A 14,852-nucleotide genomic window follows, 5' to 3' on the forward strand; every position below is an offset into this window, starting at 1 on the left:
TAGCGTTTTGACACAGCGGAAATCATCATGGCCAAAACTGTTCAGCAGCAAATCGGAAACATTGCTCTAGTCGTTGAAAATTACGACGATGCTATCGAATTCTATACTCAAAAACTTCAATTCACTCTGGTTGAAGATACCAACCTAGGTTGTGGTAAACGCTGGGTTCAAGTTTCTCCTCCAAACTCCAATGGTACAAACCTACTTTTAGCTCAAGCGAGTACACCGGAGCAAACGCATGCAGTAGGAAATCAAACAGGTGGTCGTGTTTTCCTGTTTCTGCAAACTAATGATTTTTGGCGTGACTACGAGTTGATGAAGAAAAATGGTGTTGTATTTAATGAAGAGCCTCGTGTGGAAGAATACGGGACAGTGGTGGTGTTCCAAGATCTCTATGGTAATAAGTGGGACTTACTGCAACTGAACTGAGAAACTACACAGCACCTGCATAACATAGTGTTCATGAGGAGTTTCCAACAAGCTTTTAAGGCTCTGAGATATTAGTGCTAATTCAAAGGTTCTCAGAAGTCACTGTATTTCTAAATCACTTTTGTGCAAACAATAACTAGCCATCATTCCTTCTCGATGTATCAACAAATGTTAGGGCGGCACACCAAAAACAAAGGCGAACCAATCGGTTCGCCTTTGTTTATTTAGATTCTACAAAAATTAATCTTCGTAGTTATCGATGCTTGGGCATGAACAGATTAGGTTACGGTCACCGTATACGTTATCTACGCGATTTACCGTTGGCCAGTACTTCCAAGATTTGGTCGCTTTAGACGGGAAGCAGCCAATCTCGCGAGAGTAAGGGCGGTCCCAATCTTCAGCTGAAAGATCAACTTGTGTGTGTGGCGCGTTAACAAGTGGGTTGTTATCCAGTGGCCATTCACCGTTTTTCACTTTCTCCATTTCTTCGCGGATAGCGATCATCGCATCACAGAAGCGGTCTAGCTCTTCTAGATCTTCCGATTCCGTTGGCTCAACCATTAGCGTGCCCGCTACAGGGAACGACATAGTTGGTGCGTGGAAACCGTAGTCCATTAGACGCTTCGCGATGTCTTCTTCGCTGATACCTGTTTCTTCTTTCAGCGGACGAATGTCGATAATACATTCGTGCGCTACGCGGCCATTTTTGCCACGGTAAAGAACAGGATAGTGTTGGCGAAGTGTTTCCATCACGTAGTTTGCGTTCAGAATAGCTACTTTTGTAGCATCTGTTAGGCCAGCTTCGCCCATCATTGCGATGTAAGCCCAAGAGATAGGTAGGATAGAAGCGCTACCCATATCTGCTGCTGATACTGCGAAATCTGCGCCTTCTACACCGTCTTCAATATGCCCTGGTAGGAAAGGAGCTAGGTGAGATTTCACACCGATAGGACCCATACCCGGACCGCCACCACCGTGCGGGATGCAGAAGGTTTTGTGTAGGTTTAGGTGAGAAACGTCTGAACCGATGAAGCCTGGTGATGTTAGACCAACCTGCGCGTTCATGTTAGCGCCGTCTAGGTAAACCTGACCGCCAGCGGCATGAACCATTTCACACACTTCTTTCACTTTCTCTTCGTAAACGCCGTGCGTAGAAGGGTAAGTGATCATAATGCTTGATAGGTTGTCTTTGTGTTTCTCGATTTTCGCTGCTAGGTCGTCGATGTCGATGTTGCCTTCTTCATCACACTTAACCACAACCACTTTCATTGACACCATAGATGCTGTCGCAGGGTTAGTACCGTGCGCAGAGCTTGGGATCAAACATACGTTGCGGTGACCTTCGCCACGGCTTTCGTGGTAGCGTTGAATCGCGATAAGACCTGCGTACTCACCCGATGCACCAGAGTTTGGTTGTAGTGAGAATGCGTCATAGCCAGTGATTTCACATAGCTTTTCTTTAAGGTCTTTTGCGAGTGCAGCGTAACCAGCTGCTTGTTCTGCTGGTGCGAACGGGTGGATCGAACCAAACTCAGGCCAAGTTACTGGAATCATCTCTGCTGCTGCGTTCAGCTTCATCGTACAGCTGCCCAGTGGGATCATGCCGTGCGTGAGTGAGAAGTCTTTGTTCTCTAGCTGTTTTAGGTAACGCATCATCTGTGTTTCGCTGTGGTGCGTGTTAAACACAGGGTGTGTTAGATATTCTGTTGTGCGGCGCAATGCTTCTGGAATGGCTGCAAACTCGTTGCCTGCGATTTCAGTTGATAGTGCTGCGACTTCTTCTTTCACACCGAATACTGCGAATAGGGCTTCTACATCTGCCACGGTTGTGGTTTCGTCGAAGCTCACACCTAGCTGAGTACCCAACTTACGTAGGTTGATGTCTGCGGCTAGTGCTTTCGCGTATAGGTCTTCAGTTTGTGCACCTGTGTTGATAGTGATGGTGTCGAAGAAGCTGTTGTGAGCAAGCTCGAAGCCGCCTTTAGTTAGGCCAGCGGCTAGGATGGCTGTCATGTGGTGCGTACGACGAGCAATCGTGCGTAGACCTTCTGCGCCGTGGTAAACCGCGTAGAAAGACGCCATGTTCGCTAGCAGTGCTTGAGCAGTACAGATGTTTGAAGTCGCTTTTTCACGACGGATGTGCTGTTCACGCGTTTGCATTGCCATACGCAGTGCTTGGTTACCGTTGGTATCGATAGAAACACCGATAACACGCCCAGGCATTGTACGCTTGTGCTTATCACGAGTTGCCATGAAAGCAGCGTGTGGACCGCCGTAACCCATCGGCACGCCAAAACGTTGTGCTGAACCGATTGCTACGTCTGCGCCCATTTCACCTGCAGGTTTAAGTAGGGTAGAAGCAAGAAGGTCCGTTGCTACAGTCACTAGTGTTTTGTTTGCTTGCGCTTTAGCGATGATGTCCGTTAGGTCACGAACTTCACCTGTTGTACTTGGGTATTGAACTAGTGCACCGAACACGTCTTGCTCTGGTAGTGATTCTAAAGAACCAACCAAGACTTCAAAGCCGATGAATTTCGCACGAGTTTTTACCACTTCGATGGTTTGTGGGTGAACGTCGTCAGCAACGAAGAATACGTTGCTCTTGCTTTTACCCGCACGCTTACAAAGTGTCATCGCTTCTGCTGCTGCCGTTGCTTCATCGAGCAATGACGCGTTCGCGATTTCCATACCAGTAAGATCCATCACCATTTGTTGGTAGTTTAGAAGTGCTTCTAAACGACCTTGTGAGATCTCTGGTTGGTAAGGGGTGTAAGCAGTGTACCAGCCCGGGTTTTCCATCACGTTGCGTAGAATCACATTCGGCGTGAAGGTGTTGTAGTAACCCTGACCAATGAATGTACGTTTAACTTGGTTCTGATCGGCGAACTTACGCATTGCTGCCAACATGTCTGCTTCGCTTTTCGCTTCTGCCAAGCTCATTGGTTGCTCTAGGCGAATTTGTGCTGGTACGGTTTCGTCGATAAGCGAATCTAGGCTAACTGCGTTGATCGCTTCCAACATTTTCTGTTGGTCAGATTTGTTTGGTCCATTGTGGCGAGCAACGAACTCGTTTTGTGTGCTGAGGCTTTGAAGTAATTCAGTCATTGTCCTTTACCTACTCCTTGGTTCGGGTAACGGATTTGCGTTACTGATAAATTAAATTATACGTCCGAACCTAGAAAAAAAGCTGTTCTCTAAACAGGTTAGGGAACAGCTTTCGTCACATCCTAATTACTCTTCTTCGATAGAGTTTAGGTATTCGTCTGCGTCTTTCAGGTTATCTAGTTCAGATACATCAGACATCTTCACTTTTACGATCCAGCCACCTTCGTACGGCTCTTCGTTAATTAGCTCTGGGCTGTCTTCTAGTTCTTCATTGATTTCTACGATTTCACCAGTGATTGGTGCGTAGATGTCTGACGCTGCTTTTACAGATTCAACGAGAGAGAAGCTTTCACCTGCTTCAACTTCGTCTTCTACGTCTGGTAGGTCAACGAATACCACGTCACCTAGCATTTCTTGTGCATGCTCAGAAATACCAATTGTTACTGTGCCGTCACCGTTGTCACGTACCCACTCGTGGCTATCTGCAAACTTCAGTGTTTTGTCCATTGCTTAATCTCCGAATAACTTGTCAGGAATTATTATGATTTCAAAAAAATCGTTTACTGGTATAGAGGAAAGCGACTGCAAAGTTCTTTTACTTCTTTGCGAACGCGTTTTTCAACTTCTGCGTCACCTTCAGGGTTGTTCACTAAACCGTCCAGTACGTCACCAATCCAATTACCGATGAGTTTGAATTCTTCAGCGCCAAAGCCGCGGCTTGTACCCGCAGGCGTTCCTAAACGGATGCCCGATGTAATCATAGGCTTCTCTGTATCGAATGGGATGCCATTTTTGTTACATGTGATCCCAGCACGCTCTAGAGCTTCTTCTGCTTTATTGCCTTTCAACCCTTTCGGACGAAGGTCAACCAGCATTAGGTGCGTGTCTGTGCCACCAGTTACGATGTCGCAACCGCGAGTTTGCAATACTTCCGCTAGGACTTTTGCGTTATTGATCACCGAATCAATATAAGTTTTAAATTCAGGGCCAAGCGCTTCACCAAATGCGACCGCTTTGGCTGCGATAACGTGCATCAGTGGGCCACCTTGTAGGCCAGGGAATACGGCTGAGTTGATTTTCTTAATGATGTCTTCGTGGTTAGTAAGAATCATACCGCCGCGAGGGCCACGCAATGTTTTGTGTGTTGTAGTCGTAACAACGTGTGCGTGTGGCAGTGGGCTAGGGTGCGCGCCTGTTGCGATAAGACCGGCGATGTGTGCCATGTCGACCATAAGAATTGCATTTACTTCGTCTGCGATTTCACGGAATTTTGCAAAGTCGATAGTACGTGGAATAGCGCTACCACCTGCGATGATCATTTTAGGTTGGTGCTCAAGTGCTAGCTCACGAACATCTTCGTAGTTGATTTCCAGTGTTTCGCGATCAACACCGTATTGAACTGCATTAAACCATTTACCAGAAAGTGCAGGGCGTGCACCGTGCGTCAGGTGACCACCTGCGTCTAAAGACATACCAAGAATGGTGTCACCAGGTTGAAGCAGTGCTAGTTTTACTGCGCCGTTTGCTTGTGCGCCTGAGTGTGGTTGAACGTTTGCGTATTCACAATTGAAAAGTTTTTTTGCGCGTTCGATAGCAATGGCTTCCACTGTATCTACGTGCTCACAACCACCATAGTAACGACGACCTGGGTAGCCTTCAGCGTATTTGTTTGTTAGGCATGTGCCTTGAGCTTGCATTACCGCTTTAGAAACAATGTTCTCTGAAGCGATAAGTTCGATTTGTTCGTTTTGGCGAGCGGATTCCGCTTGAATTCCAGCAAAGACAGCATCATCTGTCGCAGAGAGGTTGGTAGAGAAAAAGTTTTCCAAGCTGTGGTTAGGGTAACTCTTATTCATGGTAGTTGACCTTCCAAATCTGAAAATGAACCCGCAATAGATGAGTTATGATTTGCGGTTGTGGTTCATTTGTCCTCAAAAACAGCTGAACTGCGTAGCAGAACAGAGTGAACATCCGGCCCTAAATTTGGGCAAAAACTCCGTTGGATTGCGTGTTTCCTTTACCAATCTCTTACGGAAATATGCATCTCTACATCTAACAAGTTGGTAACATAGCGCCTGTGACGGGAACAATCAACCAAAAATTTCCTATAGGAAACAAGATTTCAAAATTTGTTAACAAGAGCACGCTTTAATTCACTTGGTGGACTTCTATCCACTATGTGCTTCATGCACAATGCGAGTAAGACAAAAAATATGGATATCTATAGAGGGATTTATGGCAGAAAGTATTTACGATGAATACCCATCGATGACGTTGGCAAAAGAGCAACATGACCAAAATATCGAGCCGTTAAAACTGGGCCAGCGTATTAAGGATATCCGCTCGAAACTCGGTATCACATTAGAAGAAGCGAGTCAGCGAACCGGGCTTGCTCGATCTACACTGAGCAAAATAGAAAATGAGCAGATCTCCCCGACGTTTCAAGCGATGCAAAAATTGGCACTTGGCTTACAAATTGACATGCCACAACTCTTTGAGCCACCTAGAAAAAAGGTAGCGACAGGGCGCAGGGATGTTACCAAGAAGAATGAAGGTAAACCACACCCAACACAAACCTATGAACACGAACTGCTCGCGACACAACTTTCCAACAAGAAAATGATGCCGTTTAAGAGCCAAATTCGAGCTCGTAGTTTTGATGAATATAAAGACTGGGTTCGTCATGATGGCGAAGAATTTCTGCTTATCTTATCTGGTGAGGTCATGTTCTATTCTGAGTTTTACGAACCTGTTGTTTTAAGCGAGGGAGACAGCGTTTATTACGATGCAAATATGGGACATATGTTGACCAGTGTTAGCGAAGAAGATGCGCTCATTTTGTGGGTGACAGCCAAATAGTGATAAATACTTGTAAATTTCCTATAGTGAAAGCAAACGATTGCTGTTGGTGGTCGTTATGATGAAAAAGCGCTTTTTTGATGAGAACTTGCTCATTAAAGCGCTTTTTTTGTACGATTTGTTGTGATTAAAATGTTAAGAGTCACACTTTTGCAAGTCGATCTACGTCTTGTTCGTGCAAAATAGAATGAGCCATGTTTATTATTGGAAACACATCGAATGCCGATAGCATTCTCGGGTCTATCTAAATGGAGACGAAAATGACTCAAGAACTACTGAAAACACCACTACACGCACTTCACGTTGAAGTTGGTGCCAAAATGGTCCCGTTCGCGGGTTACGATATGCCTGTTCAGTATCCTCTAGGCGTAAAGAAGGAACACTTACATACTCGTGATGCGGCAGGTCTGTTTGATGTTTCTCACATGGGACAGCTTCGCCTAATTGGTGACGGTGCAGCTGCGTTCCTAGAAACATTAGTCCCAGTGGATATTGTGGATCTTGAGTCTGGTAAACAGCGTTACGCTTTTTTCACTAATGAAGAGGGCGGCATCATGGACGACTTGATGGTGGCTAACCTAGGCGATCATCTGTTTGTGGTTGTGAACGCAGCATGTAAAGCGCAAGATATCGCACACCTACAAGCGCATTTACCATCTGGTGTTGAGCTAGAAACTATCGAAGACCGAGCTCTACTTGCAATCCAAGGCCCTAAAGCGGCGGCTGTATTGGCGCGTTTTGCACCAGAAGTTTCTGAAATGCTGTTCATGGATATTTGTAAAGTCGATGTTTTAGGCACCGAGTGCATTGTTTCTCGTAGTGGTTATACAGGCGAAGACGGTTACGAAATCTCGGTTCCTGCTGACAAAGCGGAAGAGCTAGCACGTAAACTGACTGCGGAAGATGAAGTTGAATGGATTGGCCTTGGTGCTCGTGATTCACTTCGTCTTGAGTGTGGCCTTTGTCTATACGGTCATGACCTAGACACAACAACAACACCTGTTGAAGCGAGCTTGCTATGGGGTATCCAAAAAGTTCGTCGTATTGGTGGTGAACGTGAAGGTGGTTTCCCTGGCGCAGACATTATTCTTAAGCAGATTGAGACTAAAGATGTGGCGCGTAAGCGTGTGGGTCTAGTAGGTCAAACCAAAGCGCCAGTGCGTGAAGGTGTTGAACTGTTTGATGCTGACGGCGTTAAAATTGGCGTTGTAACCAGCGGTACGGCGGGTCCGAATGCAGGTAAGCCAGTCTCAATGGGTTATGTTCGTGCGGATTTGGCGGCGATTGGTACTGAAGTGTTCGCTGAAGTGCGTGGTAAAATGCTACCAATGACAGTTGAAAAAATGCCGTTCGTACCACAACGCTACTACCGTGGTTAAAACGAATTGAAACAAAAATGCCGAGCTTTGTAGCTCGGCATTTTTTATGTCTTCTTTTCGCTTGTTTACTTTTAGTTTACTGCTTCATCAATAGTACAGCACATATCAATAACGATATCTTCAAGCTTTTCCGGATGAATCATCTCTTCTTTTGGGATCCCAAATTGAGAGGCCATAATGGTATTAAACAATTCCCAATGCTTGATCAGCAGTTTTTCGCGATTATCTGCAATATCCGGCCATGTTTCTTGCATCATTGGCGCGAGACTGACAGCACCATGTGCGAAGATCAACATTTGCCACTTTGATTCCCACTGATCAAATTGTGCATTAGGGTTTTCGCTGTTGTACTGCTCGAAAATTCCGGTAAATATCGCAGCGAACTCATCTTTTGACTTTAAGAAATACTGCAGCAGAGCACCGTCATCGCCTTGTCGAATGGCATCGGCGATCATCTGTACTGGGTGAGGATTGACGAGAGCAAATGCTAGCATGCGAACCATAAACAGATAAATTTTTCTATTCGAAGGTGTGTTCTCCGGCATTTCATTGATGAGTTCAGCCATATAGCACTGCATGAACTCGTCCATTGCATCGCTAACCGCTTGCCAGATTTTCTCTTTGCTGCCGAAGTGGTGACGGATCAAACTATGTGAAACACCAGCCTTTTCACTGATATTGCGCAGCGAGACACGCTCGTAACCAAGTTCACAAAACATATCTGCTGCCACTTTAAGGATCAGACACTTAGTTTGTTCTGCTGCTTCAGCACTTCTACGCCCCTGCTTTCTTTCATTCATAGTTCGAATTTTCCCGAATATTAATCACGCGCTTACTTTTACCAGAAACCGAACGCTTTGACTAATTAATTTGCTATCCACCTGGAAAATATGTTGATCAATTTCAAATTCTGCTTATACTGCACGGCTGTGTAATATATAAAACCTACGGAGAAAGCGGGTGCGAAAACAATATTTAAAGCGCACTTTAGTTGGCGCAGTGGTGACATTAAGTCTTTCTGGGATGCTAACTGGGTGTAATAAAGCCATTTCTGAGCCGTCTGAACCTTTAATCAAACCTGTAAAATTACTGGCGGTGAAAGACCTAGAACTTGAAGACTCGCACGCCTTTTTAGCGCGTATTGATGCAACACATCGCGCGCAGCTTTCTTTTCAGGTTGGTGGAGAGGTTGATGAATTACGTGTACGCATGGGTCAAAAAGTCCAAAAAGGTGAAGTGCTCGCAACGTTAGACCCTAAAGATCTTCAGCTTGCGTTAGATGCCGCTCAAGCGCAGTACGCGTTAGCGAAAACACAATGGGACCGCGCGAAAAACCTTTACGGAAAAAAACTCATTAGTACTGATGAGTACGATCAGAAAGAAACTCAATATAAAGCGGCATTGGCGAACTACGAACAAGCTAAAACCGATTTGAGCTATACCAAAATTCACGCACCGTTTGATGGCATTGTGTCATATACCTATGTCAACCCGTTTCAAGTAGTAGCAGAGAAGCAGGAGATCTTGAATCTCATTGATAACACGACGTTGGATGTATCTTTCACCTTGCCAGTAAGTTATGCGGAATCTGTATCACTTGAGTCACTGCAAAACTCCGATATGTGGGTGACGATGGATAGCGAGCCAGGAAAACGTATCCCTGGGCAATTTAAAGAAATTTCGACGCAGCCAAACATCGATACCAATAGTTATGAGGCGATCGTGACCATCACTCGACCAGAAGATCGCAATTTGCTGACAGGTATGACTGGGCAGGTACACATTGCTAAACAACATGTATCGGACGCGATGACGTTACCTCAGTCTGCTTGGGTCAACAAAAATGGGACGCAAGGTGAAGTTTGGGTAATGGACAGAAGCACGCAGCAGGTCAATAAAGTCACTGTGTCACTTGACGCAGCAGGTGGTGTGAAAGCCGGGCTTGATAACAATGATTACGTTGTTATTGCTGGTGTTGAGAGACTGGTTGAAGGACAAGTGGTGAAAGCTTGGGTTCGTGAGGGAGGCATTTAATGAAACGTTCTCTACTTACGATCTCTGCGATTGCACTTGCAGTTTTAACAGGGTGCAAAAATGAAAACCAAGCTATCGTCGAGCAGCCACTTTTTGTGTCGACTATCTCGGTGGATGCACCAGTACAAAGTCAACATCGCGCGTTCAAAGGCATAGTAGTGCCTGCAGAGCAAACGCCAATGGCATTTCGCCGCGCTGGGGAAGTTCAGCACGTATTGGTTAAAGCGGGTGACGTTGTGAAGCAGGGGCAAATGATCGCAAAGCTAGATGATAGTAAAGAGAAGCAAGCCGTGAATGACGCAGAAGCACAATACACACTTGCAATTCGTCAGCTTAAACGCGGTGAAGACTTGCATGCACGTCAAATGATTTCAAAAGCGGAACTTGATGAGCTAACCGCCAATAAAGAGCTAGCTGAGGCTACTTTCTATAACGCGACCAATCAATTGAATTACACCCGTTTATTCGCCCCGTTCGCCGGTAAAGTATCTGATGTTTTCAAAGAACGTTTTGAGCGTGTGGCAATTGGTGAACCCGTGTTAAACCTATACCAAAACGATTTGGTTTACGTGCGTATTGAGCTTTCCGACAATGTTTTAGCGATGGTAGACCCAAACTCAGACAGCATGAGCTACAAGCCTAAAGCAACCTTCTCCGGCATCGATGGCAGATTTGCTTTGGACTATTTAGAGCACACAAGTGAACCCAACGCTGAAACTCAAACCTACGAAATGTACTTGACGATGCCACAGCCAAAAACAGAGATATTGCCGGGAACCAGCGTAAGCGTTTTGGTCGATATGGTGAAGGCGGGCATTACCTCTATTGATGGTTACAGTGTTCCTGTCACGGCGCTTCAAGCAGGCAGTGAAGGGAATGAGTTCTTTGTGTGGAAAAAAGAAGGTGACATTGTCACACGAGTGCCTGTCATGATTTCTCAAGTGAATGGCAATGGAGCCATTGTGTCGTCAGGTGTTAGCCAGGGCGATATTCTGATTAATTCAAATCTGCGTAAATTACGCGAAGGTAAACATGTGGATGTTGTGGAGAATAACCAATAATGAACATTGCTGAGTATTCAATAAAAAACAAAGTCATCAGCTGGTTGTTCATTATTATCCTTGCTGTTGGTGGTTTAACGTCATTTTTGGAGCTTGGACGATTAGAAGACCCGGCATTTACGATCAAAGATGCCATGATCATCTCAACATACCCTGGCGCGACGTCAAAAGAAGTTGAAGAAGAGCTGACGTATCCTCTAGAAAAAGAGATTCGAAAACTCCCTTATATCGACAAAATTACCTCTACGTCTTCTAATGGTATGTCTCAAATAACGGTGAGCATGGAAATGGACTATGGTCCTGATGAACTGCCGCAAATTTGGGATGAAATGCGCCGTAAAATTAATGATTTACGACCATCATTGCCTCAAGGTGTTCAGTCTTTACAGATCATTGATGATTTCGGTGACGTTTATGGCGTGATGTTAATGCTCACTGGTGACGATTACGACTATGTAGAGCTGAAACGTTATGCGGATTACCTGACCCGTGAAATCGAGCTTGTTGATGGTGTTGGTAAGGTAGACATCACGGGCGATCAGCAAGAAATGCTATTCGTTGAGATCTCACTTGATCGCCTTGCTGCACTGAACTTAGACATGAATGTGGTTTCGAGCTTGTTGAACCAGCAAAACAATGTGGTTTCAGCAGGTGAAGTGATGGTCAATGGCGAAAGCCTTGTTATTCGCCCAAGCGGCACCTTAAACACTGTAGAAGCACTAGAAAATCTGATCATTCATGGCCGTGACACAGGAAATCTAATTCGTCTAAAAGACGTAGCAACGATTTCTCGCGGTATTCAAGAGAAGCCAGGCAACGTCGTACTCTTTAACGGTCAAAAAGCGATTAATATCGGTATCTCGTTTGCGTCGGGTGTGAACGTGGTTGAGGTTGGTGAACGTTTGGATGCGGAGCTCGCGAGCCTAGAGTCTATCAAGCCTGCTGGCATCGATATGAACTACTTTTACAACCAAGCCAATGAGGTGGATGAATCTGTTAAAGCGTTTGTAATTAGTCTAGCGGAGGCAGTGGCGATCGTAATCATTGTGTTGCTGTTTACTATGGGTTTACGCAGTGGTGTCATCATTGGAGTTGTGTTGTTATTGACGGTATTTGGTACCTTCATTTTGATGAATTACAACAACATCGAACTGCATCGTATTTCTCTTGGCGCGTTAATTATTGCCTTGGGTATGCTGGTTGATAACGCGATTGTTGTCGTGGAAGGCATATTGGTTGGCCTAAAGAAAGGGCGTACCAAAGTTCAAGCGGCTGTCGATATTGTAAAGCAAACACAATGGCCTTTGCTGGGCGCAACTGTTATTGCAATTACGGCTTTTGCACCTATCGGTTTGTCGCAAGATGCGACAGGTGAGTTCATGGGCTCTCTATTCTGGGTGCTGTGTTTCTCACTATTTTTAAGCTGGATTACCGCTATTACACTGACGCCTTTCCTTGCCGATCTTTTGTTGAAAGAGGAAAACAAAGAGCAGGGTACTAGCGAAGATGATCCTTATAAAGGCTGGTTGTTTGTCGTATTTGGGGCATCACTGAAATTTGCATTGCGATTCCGCTGGCTTACCGTTGCTGGCATGGTGGCGCTATTAGTGGGTGCTGTCGTGGCATTTGGTAATGTAAAACAGCAGTTCTTCCCACCATCGAATACGCCGATGTTCTACGTGGATATGTGGATGCCAGAGGGTACTGACATCCGTGAAACGATTAAAAAAGCTGAAGAGGTCGAAAGCTACATTCGTCAGCAAGATGATATTGACTTTGTTTCTGCTTCGATTGGGCAGGGTCTACAGCGTTTTGCTTTAACCTATCAACCAGAAAAAAGTTACGAAGCGTACGCTCAGTTCCAAGTTCGCGCGACTGACCGTGAGAAAATGTTTGGTTTGCTGCATAAGTTAGATGCGAATCTGGCGAAAACATTTGATGCGCCTACGTTCCAGTTTAAATTGATGGAATTTGGTCCATCACCAGCGTCTAAGATCGAAGCGCGTATTACTGGCCCTGATCCACAAGTTTTACGTGACTTGGCGGTGCAAGTTGAAGACATCCTTCATACCGACCCTGGTGCCCGAAACATTCGTCACGATTGGCGAGAGCGCACCAAGGAACTTGTACCCGTTTTCAACGAGTCTAAAGCTCGTCGCTTAGGTATTTCGAAAGAAGATCTTTCAAGCACACTGCAAATGGCGTTTGGTGGTAGCACCTTAGGTTACTTGCGTGATGGCACACATACGTTGCCAATTATGACACGCCTTCCTGAAGAAGAACGCGTAGATTTTGAATCACTACAAAACGTGACCATTTGGAGTCCTTCGTTGCAAACGTATATTCCGGTTGATCAAGTGATTGATGGCGTTCAACTGGATTGGAGTGAGCCGCTAATTCAGCGTCGTGACCGTAAGCGTACGTTAACCGTTCTCGCGGACCATGATGTGTTGAGTGACGACACGGCAGCAAGCTTATTTGCTCGTGTACAGCCTAAAGTGATGGCATTGCATGTTCCAGAAGGATACGAAATCACATGGGGTGGTGAGTACGAATCATCCAAAGATGCACAAGAAGGCCTATTCGGTTCATTGCCGATGGGTTACTTGTTGATGTTCATCATTACTATTTTATTGTTTAACTCAATCAAAAAGCCGTTGGTAATTTGGTTCACCGTTCCGTTAGCGATCATTGGCGTTGCTTTTGGTTTGCTTACCACGAACATGCCGTTCAGTTTTACAGCATTCCTTGGTTTGTTAAGCCTAAGTGGCATGATTTTGAAAAACGGTATTGTGTTGCTTGACCAAATTAACCTTGAGTTGGAGTCAGGTAAAGATCCTTACCTCGCGATTGTTGATAGTGCGATAAGCCGCGTTCGTCCGGTAAGTATGGCTGCGCTAACAACTATCTTGGGGATGATTCCACTGGTCTTCGACGCCTTCTTTGGCTCGATGGCAATAACGATTATGGCAGGTCTTGGTTTTGCTACTGTACTGACACTGATAGTGGTGCCAGTGATGTTTGCAATTCTGTTTAGGGTAAAACCGACCACTGCATAGGGACTCCTGGCTATTTGCCAGCTTCCTGCCTAGCCCTGAAGGTTTTCTTCGGGGCTTTTTTGATCTTACTAATATATACCAAACCATTCATTTGCTTGATTTTAATGATTTTCTTACGATTACAATGCAAATCATGCGTATACTGATGTAACGACACATCAAAGATTGAGATTACATGAATAAGCGCATATTAAACGGACTCTTCTTCGTTGGTTCTTTCACCTTGGTTGGCTGCACCGCGACGGATAGCATGCCGACAGAAACCAAACAACCTGCCCCTAAAGTCAACAGTGTTAGTGCTGAAGTCATTTCCAGTTGGATTGATAGTAAGGTTTTAGCCCCTGAAGGGCTGTCGCTCGAGCAAGACAATCTACGTTATCTATCGGGTAGCGCCGACCTAAACAGCGACGGCAAGGCAGAATACATAGTGTTGCTTCAAGATCGCTATTTCTGTGGTAGTGGTGGCTGTGCTGCATATATGTTTGATAATGAGGGAAACGTTATTAATCGAATGTCGGTAACTCGCACGCCTATTGTACTAGCCGACAGTTACAGTAATGGTTGGCAGGACTTTATCGTTTGGAGTAATGGCTCCTATCGACTCATGAGTTACAACGGTGAGTCTTATCCAAGTAACCCGTCACTAGAGCCAAAGGTGGATCGAGACGCTAACCAGCAGGCGGCAATCGCAAATGTAATGGCGACAGAGCTTTATCAGCAAGACGGCTATGACATTCTGCCCGCAGAATCAAAAACCTTGTGGACGCCAGCTAACGTTTACCACTTTACCTTCAAGCACTACGGTGACCCGCATAGCGCTTATCAAGCAACGGTGGATATGAGCAGTGGGGAAGTAGACATTGTAGCCGTTCCGGCTGCGGAATAAAAAACACCTCCCTTAACCGGAATTAAAGGGAGGTGCTAAA

General features: G+C 45.4%; 11 protein-coding genes. 7 read left to right on the forward strand and 4 right to left on the reverse strand.

Annotated elements, in window-relative coordinates:
* Positions 1 to 27: 27 nt before the first annotated feature.
* The gene (locus R7E38_RS05960) at positions 28 to 429 is read left to right on the forward strand and encodes a VOC family protein (protein WP_005376435.1); all 402 of its coding nucleotides are present in this window, start codon (positions 28 to 30) and stop codon (positions 427 to 429) included.
* 240 nt (positions 430 to 669) lie between these two features.
* Here R7E38_RS05960 and gcvP read toward each other — a convergent pair whose 3' ends face one another.
* The 3 genes from gcvP to R7E38_RS05975 form a co-directional block, all read right to left on the reverse strand.
* The gene (gcvP, locus tag R7E38_RS05965; protein ID WP_017820968.1) at positions 670 to 3,534 is read right to left on the reverse strand and encodes an aminomethyl-transferring glycine dehydrogenase; all 2,865 of its coding nucleotides are present in this window, start codon (positions 3,532 to 3,534) and stop codon (positions 670 to 672) included.
* Between the two features lie 126 nt (positions 3,535 to 3,660).
* The gene (gene gcvH, locus R7E38_RS05970; protein ID WP_005376432.1) at positions 3,661 to 4,041 is read right to left on the reverse strand and encodes a glycine cleavage system protein GcvH; all 381 of its coding nucleotides are present in this window, start codon (positions 4,039 to 4,041) and stop codon (positions 3,661 to 3,663) included.
* A gap of 53 nt (positions 4,042 to 4,094) precedes the next feature.
* The gene (locus R7E38_RS05975) at positions 4,095 to 5,390 is read right to left on the reverse strand and encodes a serine hydroxymethyltransferase (protein WP_005376430.1); all 1,296 of its coding nucleotides are present in this window, start codon (positions 5,388 to 5,390) and stop codon (positions 4,095 to 4,097) included.
* Positions 5,391 to 5,769: 379 nt separating this feature from the next.
* Between R7E38_RS05975 and R7E38_RS05980 the strand changes: the two genes are divergently transcribed.
* Entirely contained in the window at positions 5,770 to 6,393 is a 624-nt protein-coding gene (locus R7E38_RS05980; protein ID WP_005376429.1) for a helix-turn-helix domain-containing protein, read from the forward strand.
* Positions 6,394 to 6,653: 260 nt separating this feature from the next.
* Positions 6,654 to 7,772 carry a glycine cleavage system aminomethyltransferase GcvT gene (gene gcvT, locus R7E38_RS05985; RefSeq protein ID WP_064369269.1) on the forward strand — a complete coding sequence of 373 codons (1,119 nt, stop codon included), beginning with the start codon at positions 6,654 to 6,656 and terminating at the stop codon, positions 7,770 to 7,772.
* A gap of 71 nt (positions 7,773 to 7,843) precedes the next feature.
* On the opposite strand, the gene vdeR is transcribed toward gcvT, so the two are convergent.
* Entirely contained in the window at positions 7,844 to 8,572 is a 729-nt protein-coding gene (gene vdeR / locus R7E38_RS05990) for an efflux transporter transcriptional repressor VdeR (protein WP_005376423.1), read from the reverse strand.
* Between the two features lie 160 nt (positions 8,573 to 8,732).
* Between vdeR and R7E38_RS05995 the strand changes: the two genes are divergently transcribed.
* The 4 genes from R7E38_RS05995 to R7E38_RS06010 all read left to right on the forward strand — a co-directional run bounded on the left by R7E38_RS05995 (position 8,733) and on the right by R7E38_RS06010 (position 14,812).
* A complete protein-coding gene (locus tag R7E38_RS05995) occupies positions 8,733 to 9,806 on the forward strand; it encodes an efflux RND transporter periplasmic adaptor subunit (protein WP_017820965.1) in 1,074 nt (357 codons plus the stop codon).
* Entirely contained in the window at positions 9,806 to 10,867 is a 1,062-nt protein-coding gene (locus tag R7E38_RS06000) for an efflux RND transporter periplasmic adaptor subunit (protein ID WP_182016999.1), read from the forward strand. The genes R7E38_RS05995 and R7E38_RS06000 overlap by 1 nt, the downstream gene beginning before the upstream one ends.
* Positions 10,867 to 13,926 (forward strand): efflux RND transporter permease subunit, encoded by a 3,060-nt coding sequence (locus tag R7E38_RS06005; protein WP_025767805.1) that lies wholly within the window; start codon positions 10,867 to 10,869, stop codon positions 13,924 to 13,926. The genes R7E38_RS06000 and R7E38_RS06005 overlap by 1 nt, the downstream gene beginning before the upstream one ends.
* Positions 13,927 to 14,101: 175 nt before the next feature.
* A complete protein-coding gene (locus tag R7E38_RS06010; protein ID WP_033906529.1) occupies positions 14,102 to 14,812 on the forward strand; it encodes a hypothetical protein in 711 nt (236 codons plus the stop codon).
* Positions 14,813 to 14,852 lie beyond the last annotated feature (40 nt).

The sequence above is a fragment of the Vibrio sp. Vb2131 genome, assembly GCF_033338535.1.
Classification (GTDB): Bacteria; Pseudomonadota; Gammaproteobacteria; order Enterobacterales; family Vibrionaceae; genus Vibrio; species Vibrio alginolyticus.

Excerpts from the sequence above, each read along its gene's own strand:
- gcvH (WP_005376432.1), bottom strand. The coding sequence starts at position 4,041 with ATGGACAAAACACTGAAGTTTGCAGATAGCCACGAGTGGGTACGTGAC.
- vdeR (WP_005376423.1), bottom strand. The coding sequence starts at position 8,572 with ATGAATGAAAGAAAGCAGGGGCGTAGAAGTGCTGAAGCAGCAGAACAA.
- R7E38_RS06010 (WP_033906529.1), top strand. The coding sequence starts at position 14,102 with ATGAATAAGCGCATATTAAACGGACTCTTCTTCGTTGGTTCTTTCACC.
- R7E38_RS05980 (WP_005376429.1), top strand. The coding sequence starts at position 5,770 with ATGGCAGAAAGTATTTACGATGAATACCCATCGATGACGTTGGCAAAA.
- gcvT (WP_064369269.1), top strand. The coding sequence starts at position 6,654 with ATGACTCAAGAACTACTGAAAACACCACTACACGCACTTCACGTTGAA.
- R7E38_RS06000 (WP_182016999.1), top strand. The coding sequence starts at position 9,806 with ATGAAACGTTCTCTACTTACGATCTCTGCGATTGCACTTGCAGTTTTA.
- gcvP (WP_017820968.1), bottom strand. The coding sequence starts at position 3,534 with ATGACTGAATTACTTCAAAGCCTCAGCACACAAAACGAGTTCGTTGCT.
- R7E38_RS05960 (WP_005376435.1), top strand. The coding sequence starts at position 28 with ATGGCCAAAACTGTTCAGCAGCAAATCGGAAACATTGCTCTAGTCGTT.
- R7E38_RS05975 (WP_005376430.1), bottom strand. The coding sequence starts at position 5,390 with ATGAATAAGAGTTACCCTAACCACAGCTTGGAAAACTTTTTCTCTACC.
- R7E38_RS06005 (WP_025767805.1), top strand. The coding sequence starts at position 10,867 with ATGAACATTGCTGAGTATTCAATAAAAAACAAAGTCATCAGCTGGTTG.